Genomic DNA, 26,392 nt, shown 5'->3' with positions numbered 1-26,392 from the left:
CACGGACACGAGGAGGCGCACGGTGAGCGGACGAGTCCTGCAGGTGGAGGCCGACGGCGGGTCGCGGGGCAACCCCGGCGTCGCCGGCTACGGCGCCCTGGTGCGCGACCCGGCCACGGGCGAGATCCTCCGGACCGACGCCGCCCCGCTGGGGAAGGCGTCCAACAACGTGGCGGAGTACTCCGGACTCGTGGCCGGGCTGCGGATGGCCCGGGAGCTCGACCCGGAGGCCCGGGTGCACGTGCTGATGGACTCCAAGCTCGTGGTGGAGCAGATGTCCGGGCGGTGGAAGATCAAGCACGAGGACATGCGGCGCCTCGCGGCCGAGGCCCGGGCCGTGCTGCCCCCCGAGCGCGTCAGCTACGAGTGGATCCCGCGCAACCGGAACAAGGACGCCGACCGCCTCTCCAACGAGGCCATGGACGCCGGCGCGCGGGGCGGGCAGTGGGACGCCGGCGCCTCAGAGGTGCCCGTTGCGGCCCCCGCGGCCGCGGGGTCGACCGCCGCGGAGGTGTCCACGACCTCCACGTCGGCGGTGGCCGAGTCCGGCCTCGACGCCGACGCGGACGTCCGGGCCGTGGAGGCGGACGGGTCCGACGTCGTCGCTTCGCCGGATGATGCGACCCCGGCGCCCGCGCCCACGGGACGGCTGCACCACGTGGAGATCTGGGTCGCGGATCTGGCGGCGGCCGAGGCGAGCCTCGGCTGGCTGTTCGGCGAGCTCGGCTACGTGCCCGGGGAGGGGTGGGCCGAGGGCCGGACCTACCAGGGCGCGGGGGAGTACCTCGTGCTCGAGGCCGGGCCCGACGTCGCCGCGGGCGCCCACGAGCGCACCCGCCCGGGCCTGAACCACCTTGCCTTCCGGGCCGGATCGCGCGCCCGCGTGGACGAGCTCACCTCCGCCGCGCGCGGCCGGGGGTTCCGCCTGCTCTTCGAGGACCGCCACCCGCACGCCGGAGGCGCGGACCACTACGCCGCCTACCTCGAGACCGCGGACGGCTTCGAGGTGGAGCTGGTGGCCGTCGAGGACTGAGGCGGCGTCCGGGCAGACGGCGACCTGTCCGGGATCATCCCTCGGGCAGGATCACCCGCAGCGCGCCGGGCTTCGCGCCGGACGGCCGGACCAGCTCGACCTCCCAGCCGGGGCCGTCCCCGGCCCGCGCGACCACGTCCGCGACGCGGTCCAGCGTCGAGGTCTCCCGCGCCCCCGCCTCCAGGAGCGCGCGGGCCACGAGGCCGCGGGTGTGCTTGGCGAAGTGCGAGACGACGGTCCGCTCGCCGTCGCGCAGCTGGAACACGTCGACCGCGAGGGTCCGCTCCGCCGGTGCCCGCCACTGGGCCGCGTAGCCACCGGAGCGGCAGTCGACGACGGGCCCGCTGTCCCGTGCGGCGAGCGCGTCGAGGGCGGGGGTCAGGACGGGGCGCCAGTGCGCGGCCAGCCCGGGCAGCCCCGGCAGCTTCGCGCCGACGGACAGCCGGAAGGCGGGGATCCGGTCCGCCAGCGCGGTGGCGCCGAACAGCGCGGAGAAGACCAGCACGGACAAGCGCGCGCGGCGCTTCGCCGCCGCGGACAGGGAGGCGTGGTCGAGCGCATCGAAGAGCACGCCCGTGAACACCCGGTGACCGGGCGCGGCGGGGGCGACGGCCAGGCGCGTGTTCGCCTCGACCTCGCCGGTGAGCGACGCCCCGACGCCGAGAGCCGCCAGGGCATCCGGGGCGGCCGAGACCGCGGCGAGCCGCGTGAGCAGGTCCGCGCGGGCGCCCGTCACCGCGGCGTCATCGGCCAACGCGAGGGCATCGAGGTCGAGCGGGGCCCCGGAGCGGGGCGCGGTCTTGCCCTCGGAGGGCGGCAGCAGGATCAGCACCGGGCCAGCCTAGCCAGGCGCCCCGGGCCGACGTCGTCGTCCGGACCTGGCACAGTGGTGGGGTCCGCACAGCCGCCCCGCATCCCAGGAGCCGCCCGATGACCGCCATGAACGTGTTCGGCGTGGTGTACCCGTTCGTCCTGCTCGTGATCGCGGCCGCCGTGTGGCTCGGGATCCGCTCCAGTGGGCGGGAGCGCACGCACGCCTCGGCCGTGGAGCAGCGCCTGCGGGAGCGCACCTTCACGGGGCAGGACCGGGTGACGCTCGAATGGCCGCGGGACCGGCGACGCCCGAGCCTGGCGAAGGTCGTCTCGATCGGCGAGTCGTACGGGTACCGCCTGCTGGACAAGCGGGAGCGCGAGCACGTGGTGGAGCTCGAGTTCGAACGGATCCTCGACGACGAGGGGTTCTGACCCCAGCCGGGGGCCGTGAGGTGGGACGGACCGGCTGTAAGCCGGGTTCTGTGCCTCGCGCGCGTTGCCCCGCGCGAGGTGACGGCCATCCATCTGGGCCCGCCATCGCTGACGGGCTCGAGCGGCCAACCCGGACGCTGGGGCGAGCAGCCCTCGTGACGCGTCCTGTTCGGCCTTGCACCGGATGGGGTTTACCGAGCCGGCCCCGTCACCGGGGCCGCTGGTGGTCTCTTACACCACCCTTTCACCCTTACCGCCGCGCACACGGCGCGGAGGCGGTCTTCTCTCTGTGGCACTGGCCCGCGGGTCGCCCCGGGTGGATGTTGTCCACCATCCTGCTCTGCGGTGCCCGGACTTTCCTCGCACCCCCGCAGGGGCACGCGGCCGTCCGCCGATCCGTCCCGACCGACCAGTGTACGCCCCGTCGCGACCGCAGGGCCGCTCCGGACGTGTCCTCGCCTAGAATGGCGGAGTCCGCCGACAACGAGGTCGGGGGATGGGGCCTGCCCAGGACGGCCCCGCCAGGTTTCAAGGAAGGACTCCCGTGGCAGACACCGCCTCGACCCAGACCCCCGAGTGGAACACGCAGCAGAAGCTCGCGGAGAAGATGGTCCCCCTGCTGGGCACCCTGTACCGCGAGCACAACGTGGTCACCTCGATCTACGGGCGCTCCCTCGTGAACCGCGGCGTGATCGACATCATCAAGGCCCACCGTTACGCCCGCCGCGTGCAGGAGGCCCCGCTGAGCGTCGAGTCCACCTACCCCCTGGTCGAGGCCATGGCTGCGATGGACCTGGGCGCCGCCACCATCGACCTGGCCGAGCTGGCCGCCAAGCACAAGGCCTCGGGCCAGGACGTCCAGGCCTTCCTGGACGCCGAGCTCGCCGAGGTCAAGGGCAAGGCCGGTGAGGGCCTGGGCGAGACCCAGGACGTCGTGCTCTACGGCTTCGGTCGCATCGGCCGCCTGCTGGCCCGCATCCTCCTCGACCACGCCGGCGGTGGCTCCAAGCTGCGCCTGCGTGCCGTCGTCGTGCGCAAGAACTCGGAGGACGACCTGATCAAGCGCGCCTCCCTGCTGCGCCGCGACTCGATCCACGGCCCGTTCGACGGGACGATCGTGGTGGACGAGGACCGCGACGTGATCACCGCCAACGGCACCGAGATCCAGGTCATCTACTCAAACGATCCGACCACGGTGGACTACACCTCCTACGGCATCAAGGACGCGCTGGTCGTCGACAACACCGGTCGCTGGCGCGACGACGAGGGCCTGTCCCAGCACCTGCAGGCCAAGGGCGCCGCGAAGGTCCTGCTGACCGCCCCGGGCAAGGGCGAGATGAAGAACATCGTGTTCGGCGTGAACTCGGACGACATCACGCCCCAGGACACGATCGTCTCGGCGGCCTCCTGCACCACCAACGGCATCACCCCGGTGCTCAAGGTCATCCAGGACGACTACGGCATCGACCACGGCCACGTGGAGACCGTGCACGCCTACACCAATGACCAGAACCTCGTGGACAACTTCCACAAGGGCGCCCGTCGTGGCCGTGCCGCCGGCATGAACATGGTGCTCACCGAGACCGGTGCCGCCAAGGCCGTGGCCAAGGCCCTGCCCGAGCTCAAGGGCAAGCTCTCCGGCAACGCCATCCGCGTCCCCACCCCGGACGTGTCCATGGCCATCCTGAATCTCGAGCTGACCAAGCCCACCTCGGTGGAGGAGCTGAACGCCCGCCTGAAGCAGGAGTCCCTCACCGGCCCCCTGCGCGGCCAGGTCGGCTACGTGGACTCCCCGGAGGTCGTGTCCACCGACTTCGTCGGCTCGGACCGCGCCGGCGTCGTGGACGGCCTGGCGACCCTCGTGAACAACGACGGCAAGAACGCGATCCTCTACGTCTGGTACGACAACGAGTACGGCTACTCGCACCAGGTGATCCGCGTGGTGGAGAAGATGGCGGGCCAGCAGGTCCCCGCCTTCCCGCAGGCCTGACCCGCCGATGACCGATGGCCCGTCCCCGCGGAGGGGACGGGCCGTCGTCGTGTGCCGACCGGGTCGGACGTGGAGCCGAGGCTCAGGCCTCGTCGTCCCCGTGGTCGCCGTCGGGGCCGTGCTCGTGGTCTTCGTGGTCGTCGGCGTCGTGGCCGAAGGGGTCCTCGTCCGTGCCGGGCAGCCACGTCACACCGGGCACGTTCAGACGCTCGGCCCGCTGCGCGCGCTTCCAGCGCCGCTGCCATTTGCCCTCGAGCCGGTTCACGTAGAGGGTGCCGTTGAGGTGGTCGTACTCGTGCTGCATGATGCGCGCGAACCAGCCCTCGGCCTCGAACTCGAACATCTCGCCGTCCACGCGCTGGCCGGACAGGCGCACGCGGGTCGGGCGCTGCAGGGGGAAGCCGAGCCCGGGCACCGAGAGGCAGCCCTCGGTGTGCTCGTCCGGGTGAGGCTCCTCCCGCGGCGCCTTGTCCAGGTGCGTCAGCACCGGGTTGATCACGTGGCCCACGTTCGGCGCGTCGCCGGAGTCCGGGAACGTCCACGTGAAGATCCGCAGCCCGACCCCGACCTGCGGGGCGGCCAGGCCCACGCCGTGCGCGGCGTCCTGCGTGACGTACATGTCCTCGATCAGCTCGCGGATCTCGTCGTCGATCACCTCCACCTCGGCCGCGCGCCGGTGCAGCACGGGCTCGCCGTAGACGGTGATGGGACGGATGGAGGCCATGGCACTGCGCTTCCCGGCCCGGGCTGCGGGCCTGCGTGGGTGGGGGGACGGGGGAGTCCCCAGCCTACCGCCGGGGACACCACGACGACGGCCGTCATTCCGCGGCGAGGGCCTCCAGCGCATCCGGGTCCAGCAGCGCCACCCGCGGGCCCGCCATGGCGATCAGCCCGTCGTCGGCGAGGCGGCGCAGCCCGCGGCTGAACGCCTCGGGGGTGGTGCCCAGCAGCGAGGCGACGTCCTTCTTCGGCGCGGCCAGCACCACGACGAGGTCGGCCTCGTCCCGGAGGGCCGGCAGGCCGAGCAGATGTCCGGCGATCCGTGCGGTGACAGGCTGATGCTCCCGGGCCAGCCGTTGTTCCGCCTCGGCCAGGCGGACGGCCAGCGTCCGCATCACGCGTCCCCCGATGCCCGGATGCTGGGCCAGGAGTCGGGCGACCTCGGCGTGGGAGAAGGTGCACAGGCGGGTCGCGGCCACGGCGCGCGCCCCGTGCCGGGCCGGCTCGCCCGTGAGGAACTCGTGCTCGCCCACGGAGTCCCCGGGCTCGACCATCCGCACCACGCGTTCCCGGCCGGTCGCTGAGCCGAGCGTCAGCGCCAGGCGGCCGCTGTGCACGACGCACAGGCGGTCCGTGCGGTCACCGGCCAGGTGCAGGGCATCGCCGGCCTCGAGCACGAGCGGCCGCGCCAGGGCGGAGACCCGGCGCAGCTGCTCCAGATCCAGCCCGGTGAACAGCGGGACCCGGGCCGCGCACGGCTCTGGTTCGTCCATGGGGGCGAGGGGCAGGTCCATACGCACGCCATCAGCCTCCCACACGGCGGCTTGACCGCGGTCAAGGCGGGCCCGCCGTCCCCTTCGTAGCGTCAGTGACATCCCCGGAGGCCGGGGATCGGACCGGGCACCCGCCCGTCCGCTCAGCCTCATCGGCGGCCGCGCCGGTGACGACCCACAGGAGTGACCATGACCGCCACCACGCACACCCTGCTCCGCGCCGAGGGCTTCAGCTGCCCCTCGTGCGTCCGGAAGATCGAGAAGGCCCTCGACGCCCTGCCCGGCGTGACCGGCGCGCAGGTCCACTTCGAGACCCAGCGCATCGAGGTCGACCACGACCCGCAGACCACCACTGCCCAGGACCTCGTCGAGGCCGTCGCCAAGGTCGGCTACACCGCCCGGCCGTCGGCCTTCTGACACCGCCCCGCCCCCGACGAACGGAGTCCGCCATGTCCACCCCCGCCGTCACACGTCCGGGCCGCCCTCGTGCCCGGTTCGCGTTGTCCCGCCGCTGGCGGCGCCCCGTGGTGGCCGGCCTGCTGATCGCCGTCTCGCTCGTGCTGGCGCCCGAGCAGCTGGCCCACGGGACCGGACACCTCGTGGCGGCGGGCCTGATGCTCGCCGCCGCCGTCGTGGCCGGCCTGCCGATCGCGCGCGACGCGATCGCCGCCCTGCGGGTGAAGACCGTCGGCATCGACCTGCTCGTCGCCACCGCCGCGATCGGCGCGTCCCTGCTCGGCAATTTCTGGGAGGCCGCCGCCGTGACCTTCCTCTTCGCCCTCGGCCACGCCCTCGAGGACGCGACCCTGTCTCAGACTCGCTCGGCGCTCGCGGACCTCGTGTCCACGGCGCCCGAGACCGCCGTCGTCGTGGACGCAGACGGGACCCAGCGCACCGTGCCTGCCCACGAGGTGGCCCCCGGCGCGACCGTCCTCGTCAAGGCCGGCGCTCGGGTGCCGGTGGACGGCGTGGTGCTCACCGGGGTCGGCGCCGTGGACGAGGCATCCATCACGGGCGAGTCCATCCCGGCGGAGAAGACCGACGGTGACGCCGTGTACGCGGGCACCGTGGCCACGGCCGGCCTGCTGCAGGTGCAGGCCCGGGGCGTGGGCGCCGACACCACGCTGGCGCGCATCATCCACCGCGTCGAGGCGGCGCAGGAGGCCCGTGCGCGGACCCAGCGGTTCATGGACCGCTTCTCCCGCTGGTACACCCCGGCGATCATGGTGCTGGCCTTCGCGACCGGTCTGATCACGCGGGACGTCCCCCTGGCCCTGACCCTGCTGGTCATCGGCTGCCCGGGCGCCCTCGTGATCTCCATCCCGGTCGCGATCGTGGCGGGGATCGGCCGCGGCGCCAAGGACGGCGTGCTCATCAAGGGAGGGGAGTTCCTCGAGCGCTCCGCGAAGGTCGACGCCGTCGCCGTCGACAAGACCGGCACACTCACCTCGGGCACCCCCGAGCTGACAGACGTCGTCGCGTTCGAGCCCGGGGCCGAGGACGAGGTGCTGCGCTGGGCCGCACGGCTCGAGGCGGCCTCGGACCACCCGTTGGCCGCGCCGGTCGTCGCGGCGGGCCGGGACCGCGGCCTGCTGGACGGCCCGCTGGCCACCGATGTGGACGTCGTCCTCGGCCGCGGGCTCACCGGAGAGGTGGACGGCCGTGTCGTCGCCGTGGGCAACGTGGCGCTGCTGCGCGAGCGCGGCGTGGATCCGGCCGCGACCGACCGGGTCGAGACCGTCGCGGCCGAGCTCGCGGAGGCGGGCCGGACCCCGGTGGCGGTCGTCGTCGACGGCATCCCGCTCGGCGTCCTCGCCATCGCAGACACCCTCCGGTCCGAGGCCGCGGGCATGATCCGGGCGCTGCACGGGATCGGCGTCCGCGAGGTCGTGATGCTGACCGGCGACCAGCCCGGCGTCGCGCAGGCCGTGGCCCGGCAGGTGGGCGTCGACGACGTACGGGCGGGCCTGCTGCCTCAGGACAAGCTCGAGGCGATCGAGGCCCTGCAGGCCGAGGGCCGCGTCGTCGCGATGGTCGGTGACGGCGTCAACGACGCCCCGGCCCTGGCGACGGCGGACATCGGCGTGGCCATGGGCGCGGCCGGCTCCGGTGTGGCCATCGAGACCGCGGACATCGCCCTGATGGGCGACCGGCTCGAGCGGCTGCCGCAGGCGCTCGATCTGGCCCGGCGCACGGTGCGGGTGATGCGGCAGAACATCGCGATCTCCCTCGTGACCGTCGTGGCCCTGCTGGCCGGCGTCTTCGCCGGCGGCGTCACGATGGCCGTCGGCATGCTCGTGCACGAGGCGTCCGTGCTGCTGGTCATCGTGAACGCGATGCGCCTGCTGCGGCGCCCGGGTCAGCCCAGGTCCACGACCTCGAACTCGAGCAGGTCGGCGCCCGTGGCGACCGGCGCCGGGCGGCCGCCCTGCTCGGCGGCGTGAGCGGCGGGCATGCGCCCGTCCCGCCAGCGCTGGAAGTCCTCCTCCGACGCCCACGTCGTGACCACGAAGTAGCGGTCCTCGCCCGCGGTGGGCCGGAGCAGCTGGAAGCCCTCGAAGCCCGGCTCCTGGTCCACCGCGTGCTTGCGGGCGGCGAACCGCTTCTCGAGTTCCGGGCCGGCGCCCTCGGGGACGCTGATGGCGTTGATCTTCACGACGGACATGGGCTGGCCTCCTCGTCGGCGGGGGTGCGGCGTCGGGTCGACGCCCTCACCGGCCGACTCTACGCCCGGCAGCGGACCGGGGATCCGTCGAGCGGTTGATGCCCGGCGGCGTCGTCCCCGTCGCGCTCGCGGTCGCGGCGCTCGCCCTCGCGCTGTTCGAAGGGTTGGAGCGACACCGCGAGAAGGTGCGCCGCTCGGCCTGGACGTGATGGGGGCGGGCCTGGTCCTGGCCGCGATGGCCGCAGGCGCGTTCCTCTCGGACGCCGCGGCCCGTCACCTGGCGGCCCGGTTCGGCGCCCCGGGCACCGTGCTGATCGGGCTGGGCCTGGAGGTGGCCGGGGTCGTGGCGCTCGCCCTGCTCCTGGGCCCGGACACCTCGGGTTGGCTCGTCGCCGTGCCCCTCGTCGTGTACGGCCTCGGGCTCGGCCTGGCCTCGGCGCAGCTGACGGACATGGTGCTCCAGGACATCCCCGTGCAGATCTCGGGTCAGGGCGCCGCGACGCAGAGCACGGTCCGGCAGATCGGCTCAGCGCTGGGCACCGCGTTCGCCGGGGCCACCCTGTCCATCGCCCTCGCCGCCACGCTGCCCGCGGCCCTGGACGACGCCGGCCTCACCGGTCCGGCGGCCGACTCGCTCGCCGCGGCCACGCGGGACTCGGCTGGCACCACGATCCCGCAGCTGCGGGCGCAGGGGGAGCGCGGCCCGCTCGGGGAGCACACGAAGAAGCCCCCGGAACCAGTAAGGATTCCGGGGGCTTCGAGTGGGGTGAGCGACGGGGATTGAACCCGCGACCTTCTGGACCACAACCAGACGCTCTGCCGACTGAGCTACGCCCACCATGTCTGCTTCACACGGACGGATCCGCGCGGCGCAGCGGGGTCCACAGTACACGAGATCCCGCGCAGCGCCGAATCGGGGCAGTGGGGCCGGGAGTGCCTGCTCAGGCCTGCGCCCCGGACACCACCTCCGCGATGGCGCGGGCCTCCTCCGTGGTGGGGCCGGGGGCGGGGGCCATGACGGCGGCCCGGTAGTAGCGCAGCTCGGTGATGGAGTCCTTGATGTCCCCGAGGGCGCGGTGGCCGCCGGTCTTGGCGGGGGCCTGGTAGTAGGCGCGCGGGTACCAGCGCCGGGCCAGCTCCTTCACGGTGGACACGTCCACGATCCGGTAGTGCAGGTGGTCGACGACGGCGGGCATGTAGCGGGCGAGGAACAGCTTGTCCTGGCCCACCGTGTTGCCGGCCAGCAGGCCCTTGCCGGCGGGCACGCGGGCGGCGATGTACTCGAGGACGCGCGCGGCGGCGTCGTCGAGCTCGAGGCCCTCCGCGAGCTCCGGCAGGAGGCCCGAGGTGGTGTGCATGTCCCGGACGAACGGGTCCATCTGCTCGAGGGCGGCCGCGGAGGGACGGATCACCAGGTCGATGCCCTCGTCCAGGATGTTCAGCTCGGCGTCCGTGATGAGCACCGCCACCTCGACGAGCTCGTCGACCTGGGGGTGCAGGCCGGTCATCTCGCAGTCGATCCAGACCAGGGGGGCGCTCTCCGGCGCGGGGGTGCTCGTCTCGCTCATGCCCCCAGGCTACTCGCGTGTCACGATGGTAGATTCGAGCGAGCCGCGCCCTCGCGCGCCCACGCAGGACCGCACGGAAGGACCCGTCGCATGAGCGTGTCGACCCCGCGTCCGTCCGGGTCCACGGCCCACCGGCCGGAGTACGTCGGCGTCGGCGGCCTCCGCGCGGACCCCCAGGTCGCCGGCGCGGACTGGTGGCCCATCCTGGTGGGGACCCTCGGCTCCCTCCTCCTGGTGGTGGGCTCGTACTCCGTCGGCTGGCTGGCCTCGGCCTCCCCGATCAACCGCTGGCAGTGGCTGATCCCGTGGCGCACCCAGGAGACCGGCGTGCTGGCCGGCACGGTGCTCCTCACCCTCGGCTGCTGGGTGATGTTCTGGGCCTGGCTGCGGCTGGGCCAGACGATCCGCCCCTTCGGCCGCGGCGCTTTGCGCACGGTCAACCTCGCCACCGTCCTGTGGTGCCTGCCCCAGGTCGTGGCACTGCCGATCTTCAGCCGGGACATCTTCGCCTACGTGGGGCAGGGCCGTCTCATGGTGGCGGGGCAGGACCCCTACGTGGACACGATCTCCTCGCTGTCCAACTGGTTCCAGCTCGGAGCGGACGCGACCTGGGCGGACTCCGAGACCCCGTACGGTCCGATCTTCCTGTGGATCGAGCAGGCCGTCGTCGCGATCTCGGGGGACATGAACCCGGACCTGGCGATCTTCCTGTTCCGCCTGGTGGCGGTGGCCGGCGTCGCGCTGATCATGGTCTTCGTGCCGCTGCTCGCCCGCCGGCTGGGCGTCAACGATGCGTGGGCGCAGTGGATCAGCGCCGCCAACCCGCTCTTCACCATCAGCTTCGTCGCGTCCGGGCACAACGACGCCCTCATGGTCGGCCTCGCCCTGGCCGGCACGTGGTGCGCGCTGCGCGCCGGACATCCGCTCCGCCCCCAGCGACCCGGGCAGTCCGTCGCGTGGGGGGTGGCCGGCGTCGTGCTGGTCACCCTGTCCCTGGGCATCAAGCCCATCACCCTCGTGCTGCTCCCGTTCATCGGCCTGCTGTGGGCCGGCCCGACGGCCCGATGGCCGCGCCGGTTCGCCTTCTGGGCCCTCACCGCCGGGATCTCCTTCGGCCTCATGGCCCTGGTGGGCGTGCTCAACGGCTTCGGCTTCGGCTGGGTGGCCGTGATGGTCGGCACGGGCACGGGCACCGTGCCGTGGGGGCCGATCGGCATGCTGTCCCTCATCACGGTGGGGGCGAGCGAGCTCCTCGGGCAGGGGGCGGACGTGCAGGCCGTCGAGGGGGTGTACAAGACCGCCGGACGCGTGCTCTCGGTGCTCATCGTGCTGGCCCTGATGTTCCTCGGCCGCCAGGACCGCGTGATGACGCGCATGACCTGGGCGTTCACCGCGCTGGTGATCCTCTCGCCCATCATCCAGCCCTGGTACCTGTTGTGGCTGCTCCCGTTCTTCGCCGTGATCGGCATCCGGGACAACTGGCAGATCAAGTGGGTCGTGTTCACGGTCGGCTACTTCCTGGCGTTCGGCGCGTCGGACCAGCTCTTCACCTGGCAGTTCCTGGACATCGCGGACCAGGTCAAGGCCGTGTCCCTGATCGTCTCCGCCGTGTGTCTGCTGTGGATCCTCGTCGTGGACCGCCGCACCAGCCGGTTCGTGAAGGACCACTGGCACGTGCGCCCCGCCGTGCGCGCCGGCCTGGCCCGGCTCCGTGGCGCCCCTCGACCCGTGGAGCCGGGGGAGTGAGGCCCGCCGCCCCCGCGACGACCGGCGCCCGAGGGCCCCGTCCGAGCCGCGTGGCGGCGCAGCCCGAGCCGGAGGCGGCCGTCCGCCGGGGCACGTGGGCGTCCGTGCTCATCACGGTGGGCTCCTGGGGCGTGGGGTGGCTGCCGATGACGCCCGACTCGGTGTTCTCCGGCACCACCCTGCTCAACCCGCTGCGGGTCTACCTTCCCGGCGTGCTGCTCAGCACCGTGCTGCTGGCCGCCGGCTCGCTGCTCCTCGTCCGATCCTGGCTCGAGCTGGGGCGCGCGCTGCGGGGCCGCTGGGAGGAGCACGGCCGCCTGGTGGCCCGGGCCGCCTGGTGGTGGTCCGCCCCGCTGATGCTCGCGCTGCCGATCTTCTCCCGCGATGTGTTCTCCTACCTCCAGCAGGGCCGGCTCCTCGCGTCGGGTCTCGACCCGTATTCCCAGGGCGTGTCCGCCCTGCCCGGCTGGTTCATGCAGGGAGCGGACTCCATCTGGGCCGAGTCCCCGTCCCCCTACGGGCCGCTGTTCCTGCTGTTCGCCGAGACGACGTGGCGGGCCACGGGCGGCAACATCGAGCTCTCCGTCACGGCGTTCCGGCTCCTGGCGCTCGCGGGCCTGGCGCTGTGCCTGTGGGCGGTGCCGCGGCTGGCCGCCGTCGCGGGCCGATGCGGGGTGTGGGCCACGTGGGTGGCCGTGGCGAACCCACTGTTCCTGCTCTACATGATCGCCGGCGCCCACAACGACGCGCTGATGTCGGGGCTGATGCTCGCGGGCATCCTGCTCATGGTCCGCCCGCCCCGCCGCCGCGTGCATGCGCTGTGGGGGATCGTGCTGATCGCCCTGTCCGTTGCGATCAAGCCCCTGACAGCTTTGGTGCTGCCCTTCGTGGCCCTGCTCCTGCCCACCGGCTGGGCCCGGTTCCGCGCGGCCGATCCGCGCCTGCGCCGGCGGGACCGGCTCGGCCCGTGGTTCACGACGGCGGTGATCTCCCTGGCCGTCCTCACGATCCTCGGCGCCGGCTCCGGCCTCTGGTTCGGCTGGGTCCCGGCCATGCTCACGAGCGGGGACGCGGCGTTCCCGTATGCCCCCGTGGGCCTGCTCGGCCTGCTGCTCGGCGCGGTCGTCGAAGCCGTGACGCCCCTGGGGGCGCGCGACGTGGCCGCGGCCTTCTACACCGCGATGACGGTGTCGGCCCTCGGCTTCACGGCCTGGCTGGCCCTGCGCCGCCGGCCCCTGGACCCGGTGTTCAGCGCGGCGGCCGTGCTCGTGGTGGCCGTCGCCACCGCCCCGATCGTCCAGCCGTGGTACCTGCTCTGGGTCCTGCCGCTGCTGGCGTGCGCCCTCCGCCCGCTGCCGTGGGGCGCCGACCATCCCCGCTGGCTCGGGTGGGTCACCGCGCTCGCGGTCCTGTTGCTCACCGGCGTCGGCGTGGTGGACCAGCTCTCCGTGGCGCAGTGGCTGCCGGTCCTGGCCGTCCGCGTGTTCACCCTGGTCCTGATGCTCGCGGGGATCGGATGGATCATCCACCGCGATCCCGTCACCGCGCCCCTGTTCCCCGGGCGGCAGCGGCGTGTAGAAGGGGAAGTGGCCGTCCGAGCAGTGGATGGAGTACCCGGCGTTGCTGGCCGTGGTCGCGGGTGTGACCATGTGGCTCGTGCCCGCCTCCGGCGACCTGCACGAGCGCACCGTGACCTACTTCGACGTGAACGCGATCGGCGTGGTGCTGTGCTGGATCGTGCTGGTCGTCGCGACCGCGTACACCGCGCGCGGTCGCTCCCGGGACGCCCTGCTCGTGGCCCTGGCCCCGGGGATCATCCTGACCTCGATGCTCAACTGGGACCTGTGGGCCGTGATGCTGGCCGCCCTGGCCCTGTGGGCGTGGACGGCGGGCCGTCCGACCCTCGCCGGCCTGCTCATCGGGCTCGGCACCGCCACGAAGCTCTACCCGCTGTTCTTCTTCGGCGCGATCTTCGTGCTGGCGCTGCGCACGGGCCGCTGGGCCGGGTTCGTGAAGGCGGCCCTGGCCGGGGCCGCGGCCTGGCTCGCGGTGAACCTCCCGTTCATGCTGACGGCGTTCGACCAGTGGTCGCGCTTCTACACGTTCTCGGGGGACCGCGCGGTCTCCTTCTCCTCGACCTGGCTGGCGCTGGCCTGGACAGGATGGTCCGGGGAGACGTTCACGACGCTTCAGAACGGCCTGTTCCTGGTGTGCTGCGTGGGGATCGCCTACCTCGCCCTCGCGGCGCGGCACCGTCCGCGCATGGCCCAGCTGTGCTTCCTGATCGTGGCGTCCTTCATCCTGTGGGGGAAGGTGTACTCGCCGCAGTTCGTGATGTGGCTGATCCCGCTCGTGGTCCTCGCGACGCCGCGGTGGCGCGCGTTCTGGATCTGGCAGGCCGTGGAGGTCTACCACTGGGGCGGGGTGTGGATGGAGTCGGCGCGCATCACCTCCGACGGGGCGTTCGCCGGCGGCGCCTGGTGGATCACCGCCTGGTATGCCTCGGGGATCGTGGCGCACATCGTCGCCCTCGTGTGGCTCATGACCACGGTGGTCAAGGACATCCTGGACCCCGTCCGCGACCCGGTGCGCCGCACCGCACTCGACCAGGGGGCCCCCGAGATCGCCCCGGGGGTGGCCGAGGACCCGCACGCCGGCGTCTTCACCGGTGCCCGTGACCGACTGCTCCTGCCCCCGGCCGGACTCGGCCTGCAGCCACTCGGCGAGTCCGCGGGCCGCTGACGGCGGAGCGGGTCCGCCGGCGCCGTGGGGTTCCGCTCAGCGGTGCTCGAGGTACGTCGTGCAGGTGGGCGAGACCGCGCGGTCCGGGTGGTGCAGGACGACGACGTCGCCCGCGGACCAGACCCGCTCGAAGCCGAGCCGCTCGGCGCGGGCCAGCGCCTGCTCCGGGGTGAGGGGGTCCCAGCCGCCGAGCTCGGGCACCGAGGTGTCCACGATCATCCACGTGGCCAGCTCGTCGCCGATGTCCCCGTGCAGCCCGACGTGGGTGCGGGCCGTCAGGTGCGGCACGGCGTTGTCGGCGGCCTCGACGCACACCCCGTCCGGGATCAGCCCGACCGCGTGGTCGAGGTCGCGGGCGTGCTGCGTCATCGTCATGTCGCCGGCGATCGTGCGGTGCAGCGGGTACACCTGCGGGAAGAACGCGGTGCCGATCAGACCGGCGGCCAGTGCCGCGGAGACGAGGACGGCGGGCAGCCGGCGCAGCGTGTCCCGGCGTCCGGCCAGCCGGTGGGCCGCCTCGAGCGCGGCCATGAGCAGCAGCGGGGCGAGGATCGCGTCGTACTGGTACACGGGGGCCCACACGTTGAGGCGGTCGTTGAACAGCCGCGAGAGCAGGATCGGCAGGGCCATCAGCGTGAGCGGGCTCAGGACCGGCAGGAACAGCAGCGGGACGAAGTGCAGGAGCCAGAGGGCCACCTTCAGCGGGTGGTCGAACAGCACCGCGACGGCGTTCCACGGCTGGGTCAGCAGGAACAGGACCGAACTGCGCATGTCCGGGCCCAGGGCGGTGAACTGCCAGTAGCCGAACGCGCCGGTGGGGGAGTAGTGGGGGATCACCACGGACGTGGCGAACCAGTAGCCGAGCACGCCCAGCACGGCGGTGACCGCGGCCTGCGGCCAGAAGCGACGGATCGCCATCACCAGGGCCACGGCCAGCAGGGTCACGCCCATGTCCTCTCGGACCGTGAGCAGCAGCGCCGCCAGGCCGGTGGCGAGCCACGCCCGCTGCCCGTCCAGGGCCCACACGAGCCAGGCGAGGATCGGCACGCCGAGGGTGACCTCGTGGAAGTCCCAGTTCACCATCGCCTGGAAGGGCCAGGAGAGCAGCAGGGCGGCGACGGCGGCCAGGGCCACCCCGTGTCCCGCGCGACGACGGGCGAACAGGTACACCGGCACGGCGGACGCGGCGAGGGCCAGCGCCATGACCACGCCGAGCATGCGGGGGTCCGGCCATACCCAGTAGAAGGGCGCCAGCAGCGCGAGGATCGGGTGGAAGTGGTCGCCGAGGATGTGGAAGTCCACGCCCTTGACGGAGCTGAGGGGGGCGTTGAACAGCGCGTACTGCCGCACCACCTGGTCGAAGATGCCCAGGTCGTAGCCCTTGGCCTCGTAGGTGGCGTACCGCAGGAAGGAGTGCGTCACGTACAGGGCCGCGGCCGCGACGAGCAGGGCGGCCAGCTGGACGCCCTCGCGACGGGTCACACGGACCTCGAGGACGGCGGGTCGCGGGGCGCGGAGCCAGGAGCGCAGACGGTCCAGGACGGTCTCCTTCGGGCGGTCGTCGGGCGTGCTCGGACGGCTCCGCCCCTGGTCTGGGTGCCCCAGGAGGGATTCGAACCCCCGACCGGCGGATTAGAAGGCCGCTGCTCTGTCCAGCTGAGCTACTGGGGCTGGGCCGTGTCAGTCTAACGGCCGCCGGCCGCGGCGCCGTCGGCTCCTGCACAGTCGCCCGGGGACCTCCGCGCGTCCCCAGACCGGCCCCGATCCTGCCGGGGTGCCCCGCGGTGGGGTTGTCTGGCCATGGCGGATCAGCCGATGCGCCGACGACCCGCCCCGGCGCCCACCGGGGCCCAGCCCAGGAGGCACACCATGCAGGACCTCATCACCGTGCGCGGCTTCGTGGCCACGGACCCCGCCACCCGCCACACCGCATCGGGGGCCGCCGTGACCGGCTTCCGCCTGGCCACCACCGAGCGGCGCTTCGACCGCGAGACCGCCGAGTGGGTGGACGCCCACACCAACTGGTACAGCATCTCGGCGTTCGGCCAGCTCGGCTCGAACACCGCCCAGTCCGTGAAGAAGGGCAACCCCGTGATCGTCACCGGTCGACTCCGGGTCCGCGACTGGTCCTCGGGCGAGCGCTCCGGCACGTCCGTGGACGTGGTGGCGGACGCCGTCGGGCTGGACCTGGGCTTCGGCTCGGCGGCGTTCCAGCGCAGCCAGCGCGCGGCCGTGCCGCGCCCCGAGTCGGCCCCGCGCGACGACGCGTCGGGTGGGCGGGCCGGCGCGATCGGCGACGGGTTCAACGTGGGGCTGCCGGACGGGTTCCAGGGTGGCGACGCCCCGGCCTCGCCCGGCCCGGAGGAGTCTGACGCGGGCGCCCCCGAGCGCGAGCCGGCGGCGGCCGGCGCCGCCTGACCACGGGGCGGCACGGAGGGGGAGCGGGCTCGGTGGTCGCGGGATCGGCACGATGAGTGGAATCCCGCGGCCACCGACTAGCCTGGGCCGCATGGCGGAATTCATCTACACGATGGTCAAGGCCCGCAAGAAGGTGGGCGACAAACTGATCCTGGACGACGTCACCATGTCGTTCTACCCCGGGGCGAAGATCGGCATGGTCGGCCCCAACGGCGCCGGCAAGTCGACGATCCTGAAGATCATGGCCGGGCTGGACGAGCCCTCGAACGGCGAGGCGCGGCTCTCTCCCGGCTACTCGGTGGGCATCCTGATGCAGGAGCCCAAGCTGGACGAGTCCAAGACCGTGCTCGAGAACGTCCAGGAGGGCGTCGGCGAGATCTACGGCAAGATCCAGCGCTACAACCAGATCTCCGAGGAGATGGCGAACCCGGACGCGGACTTCGACGCCCTCATGGAGGAGATGGGCGAACTGCAGTCCGCCATCGACGCCGCGGACGCGTGGGACATCGACTCCCAGCTCGAGCAGGCGATGGACGCCCTGCGCACGCCCCCGGGGGACGAGCCGGTCACAAACCTCTCCGGTGGCGAGAAGCGCCGCGTCGCGCTGTGCAAGCTGCTGTTGGAGAAGCCGGACCTCCTCCTGCTCGACGAGCCCACCAACCACCTGGACGCCGAGTCCGTGCTGTGGCTCGAGCAGCACCTGGCCTCCTACCCGGGCGCCGTCATCGCCGTCACCCACGACCGGTACTTCCTCGACCACGTCGCGGAGTGGATCGCGGAGGTCGACCGCGGCCGCCTCTACCCGTACGAGGGCAACTACTCCACCTACCTGGAGACCAAGCGCGCCCGCCTCGAGGTGCAGGGCAAGAAGGACGCCAAGCTCGCCAAGCGCCTGGCCGATGAGCTCGACTGGGTCCGCTCCAACACGAAGGGCCGCCAGGCGAAGTCCAAGGCCCGCCTGGCCCGCTACGAGGAGATGGCGGCCGAGGCCGAGAAGACCCGCAAGCTGGACTTCGAGGAGATCCAGATCCCGCCGGGCCCGCGCCTGGGCACCGTCGTGATCGAGGCCAAGGACCTGAAGAAGGGCTTCGGGGACCGCGTCCTCATCGACGGCCTGTCCTTCTCCCTGCCCCGCAACGGCATCGTCGGCGTGATCGGCCCGAACGGCGTCGGCAAGACCACCCTGTTCAAGACCATCGTCGGTCTCGAGCCCCTGGACGGCGGCGAGCTGAAGATCGGCGAGACCGTGAAGATCTCGTACGTGGACCAGTCCCGCTCCAACATCGACCCCGAGAAGTCGCTGTGGGAGGTCGTCTCGGACGGCCTGGACTACATCAAGGTCGGCAACGTCGAGATGCCCTCGCGCGCCTACGTGTCCGCGTTCGGCTTCAAGGGCCCGGACCAGCAGAAGAAGGCCGGCGTGCTCTCCGGCGGTGAGCGCAACCGCCTGAACCTGGCCCTGACCCTCAAGGAGGGCGGCAACCTGCTGCTCCTCGATGAGCCCACCAACGACCTCGACGTGGAGACCCTGACCTCCCTCGAGAACGCGCTGCTCGAGTTCCCGGGCTGCGCGGTGGTCGTCTCCCACGACCGCTGGTTCCTGGACCGCGTCGCCACCCACATGCTGGCCTACGAGGGCACCGCGGAGGACCCGGCCAACTGGTACTGGTACGAGGGCAACTTCGAGTCCTACGAGGCCAACAAGGTCGATCGGCTCGGCCCCGAGGCCGCCCGCCCGCACCGCATGACGCACCGCAAGCTCACGCGCGACTGAGCCGACGCGCCCCCGGGCGCCGCGCCGACGACGGCCCGCCGCGATCACGTGATCGCGACGGGCCGTCGTCGTGCCGGGGCGGGGTCAGCGCCGCCAGCTGCGGCGCAGCACCGTCCGCAGGGCCATGCGCTGGGCCGCGCCCCGGGCCCGCGCCCGCCGGGCGGCGGCCCCCTCGGGCAGGCGGATCATGCCCTCCTGGGCGACCGTGGCCACGAGCGTCCCGTCCTCGGTGAACACGGCGCCCGTGCCGAGGCCGCGCGCGCCCTGGGCGCTGGGGGAGTCCTGGACGTAGAGCAGCCACTGGTCGACGCGGGCGGGCCGGTGGAACCACATCGCGTGGTCCAGGGACGCCACGGACATGCCGGGCTGGATCCAGGCGACGCCGTGCTGCCGCAGGATCGGCTCGAGAAGCGTGTAGTCCGAGGCGTAGGTGAGCGCCGCCCGGTGCAGCGCGGGGTCGTCGGCCAGCGGCGTGAACGTCTTCATCCACACCATGTTGCGGTTCTCGGTCTCCGGGGCCGGGTCCACGTAGAGGGCCGGGGTGACGTGACGGATGTCGAACGGCCGGGCCCACGCCCACTCCTGAGCCACGGGGTGGTTGATGCCGCCCAGCACGTCCGCTGTCGTGGGCAGGTCCTCGGGCCGGGGCACGCCCTCGGGCATGGCCACCTGGTGGTCCAGCGCGCTGCCGGCGGGTTCCTGGAAGGAGCAGGTCAGGGCGAGGATGGCCTTCTCGTTCTGAGAGGCCAGCACCCGGCGGACGGAGAAGGAGCGGCCGTCCCGCAGCGTCTCGACGGTGAACGTGATGGGCTGCAGCGCGTCCCCGGGGCGGATGAAGTAGCCGTGGAGCGAGTGGGCGGAACGGGCGGCCGGCACCGTGCGGGAGGCGGCCGCCAGCGACTGGGCGAGCACCTGGCCGCCGAACACCCGGCCGCGCGTCTGCCGGGGAGTCGTGCCCGTGAAGCGGACCTGACCCGTCACCGGGTCCGGCGCGGCCGGCGTCAGCTCCAGGATCCCGCGCAGCACGTCGGTGGGGTCCTTCGGGGCCGAGGCCGGGCGGGCCGGTGCGCGACCGGGGCGGGGACGGGGATGGCGCTGCGGCACGAACGGCTCCTTCGACGTGGATGGACCCCGCGACGGCGGGGCGGCCCGGGACGCGACGGACCTGGGACAATGCTTGCATGACCGAGCACTCCGCCGCCGCACCAGTCCTCCGCTTCGTCGACGACCGCGCTGTGCGGGACCTCGAGCAGCTGGCCACCCGCGCCCGTCGCGTCGCCGACACGGGGATGCGCCTGCACGTCGTGCCTGAGGCAGGGCGCTCCCGCACCCCGATGCTCGCCCAGTGGGTCTCCGTGCTGCAGCCGGCCGGGCTCGGAGACGGGGTGCCCGTCGTCCTGGGGCTGCGCACCGTGCCCCTGGCGACCGCCGACGGCGTGGCGGACCTGGACGCCGTCGTCGCCCTGGGCTCCGTCACCGAGCGCACCGCCCGGATGCGCGGCCAGGACCCCGTCGACCTGGCGTTCGCCGTGCCGCCGGGCCGCGAGCACGTCACCTGGACCGCGCTGACCCCGCCCCGCGGCGGCTGGACGCCCGTGGCCGAGGTCGCCGACGAGGAGCTGGCCGAAGTGGCCACGCGCGGCGCCGACGCCGTGCGGGACGCCCTGCCCGAGAACCCGGGGGAGGCGCTGGTCCGCAAGATCCGGGCGCAGATGTGGGGACCCCTGCTCGGGGGCGACGCTCTGCAGTTCCCGGCCGGCATGGCCTTCGGCGCGCACGCGCTGGGCTTCCTGCGGCCCGGCGGCCGCGCCCGGCTCAGCACGGCGGGGCCGTGGACGCGCCTGGACACCCCCGGCGGCTTCGTACTGGGCCGCCCCGCCATGGCGGTGTGAGCCCGCGCCCCATGTCGGGGCGCGGACCGCGGGCCGGTCAGGCCGAGTTCTGCAGGGAGTGGGCGGCCCGCTCCAGGTAGTCCCAGAGTTCGGCCTCGTGCAGCGGTGACAGCTCCAGCGTGTCGACGGCGGCGCGCATGTGGCGCAGCCACGCGTCGCGCGCGGCCGGGTCGATCCGATACGAGGCGTGGCGCATGCGCAGGCGGGGGTGGCCGCGCTCCTCGGAGTACGTCCGCGGTCCGCCCCAGTACTGCTCCAGGAACATCAGCAGCCGGCGCTGGGCCCCCTCGAAGTCGTCCTGGGGGTACATCGGGGCGAGGATCTCGTCCTCGCGCACGCGGGCGTAGAACTCGGCGGTCAGCCGGTCGAAGGTCGGGCGGCCGCCGACGGCGTCGTAGAAGCTGGTGGCCTGACCGGGCGTGGCCGGGGTTCCCGGGGCCGCACCGGCGGGGCCCGCCGCGGCGTCGCGGGCGCGCACCTGGTCCACCGGGGCGGGGGTGCCCTCCTGCATCACCGGCTCGACCTCGGTGGGACGCTCCGCCAGGCCCGTCACACGGGACGGGCCCTTGGCGACGCGCGGCCGCAGCACCGCCAGGGGGGCGCCCAGGCGCGCGGAGTGGTCCGGCACGCCGACGCTGCCGGACGCCTCGGGGCGGGCCGGCTCGACGGCGACCGGGGCCGAGAGCGAGTTCGCGATGAAGCACAGCCGGTGCGCCTCGGCGTGGAGGGCCTCGGCCCGCTCCCGGTCGGCCTCGTCCTGCAGCGTGACCTCGGGCCGCAGCGTGATCGCGGTGAACCGACCGGCGCCGTCGCCGTCCACCTCGAGCTCGCCCTCGACCCCGCACGTCATCCCCGTGACCACGACCCCGGAGGTCGCCGCGACATGGAGGTACGAGAGCACGTGACACTCGGCGAGCGCGCCGAGCAGGAGGGTCTCCGGGTTCCACTTCGAGTCATCGCCGCGGAAGGGGCGGGCGGCCGAGGCCTGGATCTCGCCGACAGCGGCGTCCTGGATCACCACGGAGCGGTCGTAGTCGCGGACGCCGGAGGTGCCCGAGCCGCGGTCGCCCGTCCACTCGGTGCGCAGGGAGAAGGTGTGCTTCATGGGTTCCAGCCTAGCCAGCCCGCGCCCCGACAGCGGCCGGGGAGGTGCTGGAGGGCATCTTCCGTGGAATACCCACCAGCAGCACCGCCCCGCAAGCGCCGGCAGAGGCGTCAGCCGCCGTCCGGTTCAGGCCCCGGCGTGGACCTGATGCACGTGCGCCGTCGCGTGCTCGCGCGCGGCCAGGGCGCGGATCGTCTCGTCCCGGCCCTCGGCGAGGACGCGGGACAGCCCCGCGCGGGTGTCGGCCAGCCGCTCGGACAGGGCGGTGGCGCGGTCGGCGATCTCCGGGGTGACCTGGGCGGTCGGGTAGCCCAGCGTCGCGGCGGTCTCGGCCATCTCGTGAGAACGGGAGTCCCACATCGCCTCGACGCCCTCGAAGTAGGCGTCCGCGAAGGGCGCGATCAGCGCGGCGTCATGGACCCGGGCGAACCCGATCAGGGCCTGGCGCTGCTCCGTGTTGGACAGTTCGCCGGCCATCACCCGGTCCCAGACCGCGCGCTTCGCCTCGGCCGTCGGCACGGCGGCCCGGGCCTGGATCGCGGCGAGCGCGCCCGTGGCGGTCGCGTCGGCGCGCTCGGCCTCGGCGATCTCGGCCTCCCCGGCGCGGCCGGCCGCCACCAGCGCGGTGAGCAGCTCCCAGCGCAGGTCCGTGGTGAGGTCCAGCCCGGGCACGGTGCGGGTGCCGTCCACGAGGGCCGCCAGGCGGTCCAGCTGCGCCGTGGTGCGCGCGTGCAGGGCGAACGCCTTGACGAACTGCAGCTGGTTGTCCGAGCCGTCCTCGGCCTCCGCGACGAGGCCCCACAGACGGTCGGCCGCCGCGACCCGCACGGCCTCGGCCTGGTCCTCGGGCAGGTACAGGCCGATCGCCGTCGCGAGCTGGCGCAGCAGCGTCTGCACCACGGAGGAGTCCCGCTCGTGGCCGACGTTGGCGAGGACGAGGTCGACGAACCAGGCGGCGGAGGCCTCGCCGTCGCGCACGGTGTCCCAGGCCGCCCCCCACAGCAGCGTGCGCGCCAGGGAGCCGTCCACGTCCTTCAGGCGGGTGGACGCGGCCTCCCACGAGGCGTCGTCGAGGCGCAGCTTGGCGTAGGCCAGGTCGTCGTCGTTGGGCAGGATCACGGCGGGACGACGGCGGCCGACGGCCTCGGCGACCTCGGTCACCTCACCGGCCACGTCGAGTTCGAAGCGCTCGGTGCGGGTCAGGCGGCCGGTGGCCTCGTCCACGTCGTAGAAGCCCACAGCCAGGCGGTGGGGGCGGAGCACGTCGTCGCCAGGCGCCGACGGCGAGCCGTCCGGGGCGCTCTGGCGCAGGCGCAGCGCGGTGATGGTGCCGGCCTCATCCGTCTCCACCTCCGTGCGCAGCGTGTTCACGCCCGAGGTCTCGAGCCACACGCGGGTCCACTCGGACAGGTCGCGGCCGGAAGCCGCCTCGAGCTCGGACATGAGGTCCGGCAGCTCGGTGTTGCCCCACGCGTGCTGGGCGATGTACGCGCGGACGCCGGCCATGAAGTTCTCCTGGCCCACCCAGGCCACGAGCTGGCGCAGCACGGAGGCGCCCTTGGCGTAGGTGATGCCGTCGAAGTTGACGAGCACATCGTCGAGGTCGCGGATCCGGGCCTTGATGGGGTGCGTGGACGAGAGCTGATCCTGGCGGTAGGCCCAGTTCTTCTCCATGGAGGAGAAGGTGGTCCAGGCGCTGGTGTACTGCGTGTTCTCGGCGGCGGCGAGCGTGGACATGAACTCGGCGAAGGACTCGTTGAGCCACAGGTCGTTCCACCAGCGCATGGTCACGAGGTCGCCGAACCACATGTGGGCCAGCTCGTGGAGGATGGTGATGGCGCGGCGCTCGATCAGCGCCTCCGGCACGGTCCCGCGGAAGACGTACGACTCGAGGAAGGTCACACAGCCGGCGTTCTCCATCGCGCCGGCGTTGAACTCGGGCACGAACAGCTGGTCGTACTTCTCGAACGGGTAGGCGTGGCCGTACTGGGCCTCGAAGAACTCGAAGCCCTGGCGGGTGAGCTCGAAGACGTTCTCCGCGTCCAGGTGCTCCACCAGTGACGCGCGGCAGTAGACGCCGAGGGGGATCGTGCGGCCGTCCGCGCTGGTCAGCTCCGAATGCACGGAGGCGTACGGGCCGGCGACGAGCGCGGTGATGTAGGAGGAGATGCGCGGGGTGGGGGTGAACTCCCAGACCGCGGCGTCCACGCCCTGCAGGTTCTCCTCGTTCGCCACGACGCCGAGGGTGCGGCGGGAGTCCTCCGGCTGGTTGGACACCACAGCCCAGTGTGCCGGCGCGGTCACGGTGAAGCGGAACGCGGCCTTGAGGTCGGGCTGCTCGAACACCGCGAACATGCGGCGGGAATCGGGCACCTCGAACTGGGTGTAGAGATAGACCTCCTGGTCCACGGGGTCCACGAACCGGTGCAGGCCCTCGCCGGTGTTGCTGTAGTCCCCGAGCCCGTCGACCACGAGGGTGTTCTGCGCCGCCAGCGGGCCGATCCGCAGTCGGGCGCCGTCGAAGTCCGCCACGTCCAGCGCCTCGCCGTTGAGGGTCACCGTGGGAGCCTGCCCGGCCACGAAGTCGATCCACGTGTGGGTGCCCACCGCGTCCTGCGTGGCCGCGAACGTCACGGTGGTGGCCGTGTGGAAGTGCTCTGCGCCGCGGGTGAGGTCCAGGCTCACCTCGTACGCGTCCACGGTGAGGGCGGCCGCGCGCGCGGCGGCCTCTTCGCGGGTGATGTTCATGGCGGCGGCGGTGGTCACGGTCGGACTCCTCCTGGGGTCGGGCGGATGCGGCACGGCCGGGCGCCTGTGACGGGGGCCATGGCACGGTGCTCCCCAGTGTGCCACCTGGCCCGAGCGTCGTGAGCGGCGCGTCTCGGGGCGGGCCGGTCGACCTGCTCAGCCCCCGATCTCGGCCAGTCGGGTCGCCGCCGCACGCAGCACCTCAGCCACCTCGGGCACGCGTGCCGGTGGCATCCGCTGCTCGGCCGCCGAGGCCGTGAGGGACACCTGGGGGATGCCTCCCGTCCGCGCCGGAACGCCACAGGCGACTCCGGCCACCCCGGGCACGACCGGCACACCGCCGCACCACCCCTGCTCGTCCATCTGACGCAGCAGGGTGTCCAGCAGGTCGTGCAGGGCCCCGTCATCCGTCAGGTTCCAGCGGCGGGGAGGCCGGGCGACGACCGCGTCCACTTCCGCTCGCCGGCGCTCGGGCGGCAGGGAGGCCAGGAGCGCGATGCCGGCGTACCCGGCGGCAAGCCGTTTGACCTCGCCGACCTCCACGGTGAAGACGCGCACAGGGGAGTCGCCGTCGCATCGCAGGAGGTAGGCCACTCCGCCCGCAACCCGTGCCGCCAGGTAGACCGTGTCCCCCAGCTCGTCCGCGGCGGCCTGGACCACGGCCCGGCTGCCCTCGCGTTCGATCAGGCACCGCGGCGTCACCGGTTCGAATCCGACCGGGCCCCACCGATCACCGAGTGCATAGGCGGCTCCGCGCCGGGTCACGGCACCCTCCTCCGCCAGGTCGGCCAGCAGTCGATGGGCGGTGGGCTGGGGCAGGCCCGTCCGCTGGACGAGCTGGCTCAGCCGCAGGCCGGCGGGTCCGGCCTCGTGCAGCAGGCGCATCACGAGGGCGGCGCGGGGCAGGACGCCGGTGGGTGGGGTCAGAGGGGTCACCGGTCCATCGTGCCGCAGCTCCGGCGTCGGAGCCAGTTCCATCTGATGGACTCAATGATTGCCGCCCCTGCTTGCATTATGAGAAATGAACACGCCATGCTGGGACATGTAGGGTGCGTCGCATCGCGGGTGTCGGGTCCAATAGTCCACATATTGGTTTCCAGGAGGAGCCCCATGCCACTGACCGCATCGACCGTCACGCGCACCGTCAGCGTGGACGGTGCTTCCGTCACCTGCCACGACTCGGTGACGCCCGGGGAGCTCGACCGGCCTCTCGTGCTGGTCCACGGCACGGGCGGGACGACCGCCTCGCACTTCGGCCACCTGTTCCCGATGATGGCCACGCGGACGCGCGTCATCGCCGTCGACTGGGCGCCGACGGCCGACCCCGCCGCAGACCTGACCGTCGACCTGCTGGTCGGCCAGGTGCGGGCCGCCGTCGACGAGCTCCTCGGCTCCGACGCCGCCTTCGACCTGCTGGGCTACTCGCTCGGCGCCGTCGTCGCCGGGCAGCTGGCCGCCGATCTCGGTCGCCGCGTGGAGAACCTCGTGCTCGTGGCCGGCTGGGCGACGACGGATGTCCACCAGCGCCTGCGCAACGAGGTCTGGCGGCACCTGTATGACACGAGCCCTGATGCCCTGGCGCGTTACACGGCCTTCTGCGGCCTGTCCCCGCTGGCCCTGCGCTCCCTGACCCCGGCCATGCTCGACGGAGCACTCGCCTCCCTGACCGCGGACGAGTTCACCGCTCGGCAGATGGACCTGAATGCCCGCGTGGACGTCGCCGACCGTCTCTCCGCCGTCACCGCGCGGACACTGATCGTCTCCTGTGCCGAGGACGTCATGGTCCCGCCCCATCACCAGTACGAGCTGCTCGGCATCATCGACGACGCGCGGCTGACGACCATGACGAGCGGCCACGCCTTCTTCCTCGAGCGCCCGGCCGAACTCATGCAGATCGTCGACCTGCACCTGCGCGAGCCCGACCGCCACCCGGCCGGCGCGATCATCCCCGAGACCCACGCCTGAGAGAGGGG

The 26,392-nt window shown here is 73.0% G+C and carries 22 protein-coding genes, 2 tRNA genes, 1 other RNA gene and 2 pseudogenes; 13 read left to right on the top strand and 14 right to left on the bottom strand.

Annotated elements, in window-relative coordinates:
* The first annotated feature begins 22 nt into the window (after positions 1 to 22).
* On the top strand, positions 23 to 1,033 hold the full coding sequence (locus J1M37_RS01085) for a reverse transcriptase-like protein (RefSeq protein ID WP_095353770.1): 1,011 nt from the start codon (positions 23 to 25) through the stop codon (positions 1,031 to 1,033).
* Positions 1,034 to 1,067: 34 nt separating this feature from the next.
* Here the strand turns inward: J1M37_RS01085 and J1M37_RS01080 are convergent, their stop codons facing one another.
* The gene (locus tag J1M37_RS01080; RefSeq protein ID WP_095353771.1) at positions 1,068 to 1,865 is read right to left on the bottom strand and encodes a YaaA family protein; all 798 of its coding nucleotides are present in this window, start codon (positions 1,863 to 1,865) and stop codon (positions 1,068 to 1,070) included.
* Positions 1,866 to 1,963: 98 nt separating this feature from the next.
* Between J1M37_RS01080 and J1M37_RS01075 the strand changes: the two genes are divergently transcribed.
* Positions 1,964 to 2,278, top strand: coding sequence for a hypothetical protein (locus tag J1M37_RS01075; RefSeq protein WP_002856827.1), 315 nt, complete (start codon positions 1,964 to 1,966; stop codon positions 2,276 to 2,278).
* 21 nt (positions 2,279 to 2,299) lie between these two features.
* Here J1M37_RS01075 and rnpB read toward each other — a convergent pair.
* Positions 2,300 to 2,678, bottom strand: an RNA gene (gene rnpB / locus J1M37_RS01070) — RNase P RNA component class A.
* Between the two features lie 144 nt (positions 2,679 to 2,822).
* Here rnpB and J1M37_RS01065 point away from each other — a divergent pair.
* The gene (locus tag J1M37_RS01065; protein ID WP_095353772.1) at positions 2,823 to 4,268 is read left to right on the top strand and encodes a glyceraldehyde-3-phosphate dehydrogenase; all 1,446 of its coding nucleotides are present in this window, start codon (positions 2,823 to 2,825) and stop codon (positions 4,266 to 4,268) included.
* 82 nt (positions 4,269 to 4,350) lie between these two features.
* Here the strand turns inward: J1M37_RS01065 and def are convergent, their stop codons facing one another.
* Together def and J1M37_RS01055 are read right to left on the bottom strand one after the other, a co-directional pair.
* Positions 4,351 to 4,992 (bottom strand): peptide deformylase, encoded by a 642-nt coding sequence (gene def, locus J1M37_RS01060; RefSeq protein WP_044659107.1) that lies wholly within the window; start codon positions 4,990 to 4,992, stop codon positions 4,351 to 4,353.
* Between the two features lie 94 nt (positions 4,993 to 5,086).
* On the bottom strand, positions 5,087 to 5,782 hold the full coding sequence (locus J1M37_RS01055; RefSeq protein ID WP_036340201.1) for a Crp/Fnr family transcriptional regulator: 696 nt from the start codon (positions 5,780 to 5,782) through the stop codon (positions 5,087 to 5,089).
* 168 nt (positions 5,783 to 5,950) lie between these two features.
* Between J1M37_RS01055 and J1M37_RS01050 the strand changes: the two genes are divergently transcribed.
* Positions 5,951 to 6,178 carry a heavy-metal-associated domain-containing protein gene (locus tag J1M37_RS01050; RefSeq protein WP_010078881.1) on the top strand — a complete coding sequence of 76 codons (228 nt, stop codon included), beginning with the start codon at positions 5,951 to 5,953 and terminating at the stop codon, positions 6,176 to 6,178.
* 32 nt (positions 6,179 to 6,210) lie between these two features.
* Positions 6,211 to 8,205 (top strand): heavy metal translocating P-type ATPase, encoded by a 1,995-nt coding sequence (locus J1M37_RS01045; RefSeq protein WP_241250735.1) that lies wholly within the window; start codon positions 6,211 to 6,213, stop codon positions 8,203 to 8,205.
* On the opposite strand, the gene J1M37_RS01040 is transcribed toward J1M37_RS01045, so the two are convergent.
* Positions 8,121 to 8,426 carry an antibiotic biosynthesis monooxygenase family protein gene (locus J1M37_RS01040; protein ID WP_010078879.1) on the bottom strand — a complete coding sequence of 102 codons (306 nt, stop codon included), beginning with the start codon at positions 8,424 to 8,426 and terminating at the stop codon, positions 8,121 to 8,123. The genes J1M37_RS01045 and J1M37_RS01040 overlap by 85 nt on opposite strands.
* Positions 8,427 to 8,634: 208 nt before the next feature.
* Between J1M37_RS01040 and J1M37_RS01035 the strand changes: the two genes are divergently transcribed.
* Complete coding sequence (locus J1M37_RS01035; RefSeq protein WP_369814512.1) at positions 8,635 to 9,210, top strand: hypothetical protein; 576 nt, start codon at positions 8,635 to 8,637, stop codon at positions 9,208 to 9,210.
* Here the strand turns inward: J1M37_RS01035 and J1M37_RS01030 are convergent.
* Positions 9,189 to 9,264 (bottom strand) — tRNA-His (locus tag J1M37_RS01030). The genes J1M37_RS01035 and J1M37_RS01030 overlap by 22 nt on opposite strands.
* 103 nt (positions 9,265 to 9,367) lie before the next feature.
* Positions 9,368 to 9,994 (bottom strand): oligoribonuclease, encoded by a 627-nt coding sequence (gene orn / locus J1M37_RS01025; RefSeq protein ID WP_002857127.1) that lies wholly within the window; start codon positions 9,992 to 9,994, stop codon positions 9,368 to 9,370.
* Positions 9,995 to 10,084: 90 nt separating this feature from the next.
* On the opposite strand from orn, the gene mptB (J1M37_RS01020) reads away from it, so the two are divergent.
* The 3 genes and pseudogenes from mptB (J1M37_RS01020) to J1M37_RS01010 all read left to right on the top strand — a co-directional run bounded on the left by mptB (J1M37_RS01020) (position 10,085) and on the right by J1M37_RS01010 (position 14,482).
* A complete protein-coding gene (gene mptB / locus J1M37_RS01020; protein ID WP_069941173.1) occupies positions 10,085 to 11,740 on the top strand; it encodes a polyprenol phosphomannose-dependent alpha 1,6 mannosyltransferase MptB in 1,656 nt (551 codons plus the stop codon).
* A pseudogene (gene mptB, locus J1M37_RS11755) lies at positions 11,737 to 13,080 on the top strand (polyprenol phosphomannose-dependent alpha 1,6 mannosyltransferase MptB); the annotation flags it as partial. The gene mptB (J1M37_RS01020) and the pseudogene mptB (J1M37_RS11755), both read left to right, overlap by 4 nt.
* A 265-nt stretch (positions 13,081 to 13,345) precedes the next feature.
* Positions 13,346 to 14,482, top strand: a complete 1,137-nt coding sequence (locus tag J1M37_RS01010) for a glycosyltransferase family 87 protein (RefSeq protein ID WP_241250734.1) — start codon at positions 13,346 to 13,348, stop codon at positions 14,480 to 14,482.
* Positions 14,483 to 14,518: 36 nt separating this feature from the next.
* Here J1M37_RS01010 and J1M37_RS01005 read toward each other — a convergent pair whose 3' ends face one another.
* Both J1M37_RS01005 and J1M37_RS01000 read right to left on the bottom strand, forming a co-directional pair.
* Positions 14,519 to 15,964 (bottom strand): DUF2079 domain-containing protein, encoded by a 1,446-nt coding sequence (locus J1M37_RS01005; protein WP_061867776.1) that lies wholly within the window; start codon positions 15,962 to 15,964, stop codon positions 14,519 to 14,521.
* A gap of 115 nt (positions 15,965 to 16,079) precedes the next feature.
* Positions 16,080 to 16,153, bottom strand: a tRNA-Arg gene (locus J1M37_RS01000).
* Positions 16,154 to 16,351: 198 nt separating this feature from the next.
* Between J1M37_RS01000 and J1M37_RS00995 the strand changes: the two genes are divergently transcribed.
* Positions 16,352 to 16,900 carry a single-stranded DNA-binding protein gene (locus J1M37_RS00995; RefSeq protein WP_206451967.1) on the top strand — a complete coding sequence of 183 codons (549 nt, stop codon included), beginning with the start codon at positions 16,352 to 16,354 and terminating at the stop codon, positions 16,898 to 16,900.
* A gap of 91 nt (positions 16,901 to 16,991) precedes the next feature.
* Entirely contained in the window at positions 16,992 to 18,674 is a 1,683-nt protein-coding gene (gene ettA, locus J1M37_RS00990; protein ID WP_060974242.1) for an energy-dependent translational throttle protein EttA, read from the top strand.
* 84 nt (positions 18,675 to 18,758) lie between these two features.
* Here ettA and J1M37_RS00985 read toward each other — a convergent pair whose 3' ends face one another.
* Positions 18,759 to 19,778 carry an acyl-CoA thioesterase gene (locus J1M37_RS00985; protein ID WP_206451966.1) on the bottom strand — a complete coding sequence of 340 codons (1,020 nt, stop codon included), beginning with the start codon at positions 19,776 to 19,778 and terminating at the stop codon, positions 18,759 to 18,761.
* A gap of 77 nt (positions 19,779 to 19,855) precedes the next feature.
* On the opposite strand from J1M37_RS00985, the gene J1M37_RS00980 reads away from it, so the two are divergent.
* Positions 19,856 to 20,566, top strand: coding sequence for a hypothetical protein (locus J1M37_RS00980; protein ID WP_070709569.1), 711 nt, complete (start codon positions 19,856 to 19,858; stop codon positions 20,564 to 20,566).
* Between the two features lie 37 nt (positions 20,567 to 20,603).
* Here the strand turns inward: J1M37_RS00980 and J1M37_RS00975 are convergent, their stop codons facing one another.
* The 4 genes and pseudogenes from J1M37_RS00975 to J1M37_RS00960 all read right to left on the bottom strand — a co-directional run bounded on the left by J1M37_RS00975 (position 20,604) and on the right by J1M37_RS00960 (position 25,355).
* Positions 20,604 to 21,077, bottom strand: a complete 474-nt coding sequence (locus J1M37_RS00975; RefSeq protein ID WP_206452055.1) for a globin — start codon at positions 21,075 to 21,077, stop codon at positions 20,604 to 20,606.
* 162 nt (positions 21,078 to 21,239) lie between these two features.
* Positions 21,240 to 21,671, bottom strand: a pseudogene (locus J1M37_RS00970) (OsmC family protein); the annotation flags it as partial.
* A gap of 126 nt (positions 21,672 to 21,797) precedes the next feature.
* Entirely contained in the window at positions 21,798 to 24,419 is a 2,622-nt protein-coding gene (gene pepN / locus J1M37_RS00965; RefSeq protein WP_241250763.1) for an aminopeptidase N, read from the bottom strand.
* A 156-nt stretch (positions 24,420 to 24,575) separates the two neighbouring features.
* Positions 24,576 to 25,355, bottom strand: coding sequence for an IclR family transcriptional regulator (locus J1M37_RS00960; protein WP_036316862.1), 780 nt, complete (start codon positions 25,353 to 25,355; stop codon positions 24,576 to 24,578).
* Between the two features lie 174 nt (positions 25,356 to 25,529).
* Between J1M37_RS00960 and J1M37_RS00955 the strand changes: the two genes are divergently transcribed.
* Entirely contained in the window at positions 25,530 to 26,384 is an 855-nt protein-coding gene (locus J1M37_RS00955; RefSeq protein WP_159228113.1) for an alpha/beta fold hydrolase, read from the top strand.
* Positions 26,385 to 26,392 lie beyond the last annotated feature (8 nt).

Source organism: Micrococcus sp. KRD012, from assembly GCF_017168555.1.
GTDB classification, from domain to species: Bacteria; Actinomycetota; Actinomycetes; order Actinomycetales; family Micrococcaceae; genus Micrococcus; species Micrococcus luteus.
This window is presented reverse-complemented; position numbering and strand designations above follow the sequence as displayed.

Excerpts from the sequence above, each read along its gene's own strand:
- J1M37_RS01075 (WP_002856827.1), top strand. The coding sequence starts at position 1,964 with ATGACCGCCATGAACGTGTTCGGCGTGGTGTACCCGTTCGTCCTGCTC.
- def (WP_044659107.1), bottom strand. The coding sequence starts at position 4,992 with ATGGCCTCCATCCGTCCCATCACCGTCTACGGCGAGCCCGTGCTGCAC.
- J1M37_RS01055 (WP_036340201.1), bottom strand. The coding sequence starts at position 5,782 with ATGGACCTGCCCCTCGCCCCCATGGACGAACCAGAGCCGTGCGCGGCC.
- J1M37_RS01050 (WP_010078881.1), top strand. The coding sequence starts at position 5,951 with ATGACCGCCACCACGCACACCCTGCTCCGCGCCGAGGGCTTCAGCTGC.
- J1M37_RS01045 (WP_241250735.1), top strand. The coding sequence starts at position 6,211 with ATGTCCACCCCCGCCGTCACACGTCCGGGCCGCCCTCGTGCCCGGTTC.
- J1M37_RS01040 (WP_010078879.1), bottom strand. The coding sequence starts at position 8,426 with ATGTCCGTCGTGAAGATCAACGCCATCAGCGTCCCCGAGGGCGCCGGC.
- J1M37_RS01035 (WP_369814512.1), top strand. The coding sequence starts at position 8,635 with ATGGGGGCGGGCCTGGTCCTGGCCGCGATGGCCGCAGGCGCGTTCCTC.
- orn (WP_002857127.1), bottom strand. The coding sequence starts at position 9,994 with ATGAGCGAGACGAGCACCCCCGCGCCGGAGAGCGCCCCCCTGGTCTGG.
- mptB (WP_069941173.1), top strand. The coding sequence starts at position 10,085 with ATGAGCGTGTCGACCCCGCGTCCGTCCGGGTCCACGGCCCACCGGCCG.
- J1M37_RS01010 (WP_241250734.1), top strand. The coding sequence starts at position 13,346 with ATGGAGTACCCGGCGTTGCTGGCCGTGGTCGCGGGTGTGACCATGTGG.
- J1M37_RS00995 (WP_206451967.1), top strand. The coding sequence starts at position 16,352 with ATGCAGGACCTCATCACCGTGCGCGGCTTCGTGGCCACGGACCCCGCC.
- ettA (WP_060974242.1), top strand. The coding sequence starts at position 16,992 with ATGGCGGAATTCATCTACACGATGGTCAAGGCCCGCAAGAAGGTGGGC.
- J1M37_RS00980 (WP_070709569.1), top strand. The coding sequence starts at position 19,856 with ATGACCGAGCACTCCGCCGCCGCACCAGTCCTCCGCTTCGTCGACGAC.
- J1M37_RS00975 (WP_206452055.1), bottom strand. The coding sequence starts at position 21,077 with ATGCAGGAGGGCACCCCCGCCCCGGTGGACCAGGTGCGCGCCCGCGAC.
- pepN (WP_241250763.1), bottom strand. The coding sequence starts at position 24,419 with ATGAACATCACCCGCGAAGAGGCCGCCGCGCGCGCGGCCGCCCTCACC.
- J1M37_RS00955 (WP_159228113.1), top strand. The coding sequence starts at position 25,530 with ATGCCACTGACCGCATCGACCGTCACGCGCACCGTCAGCGTGGACGGT.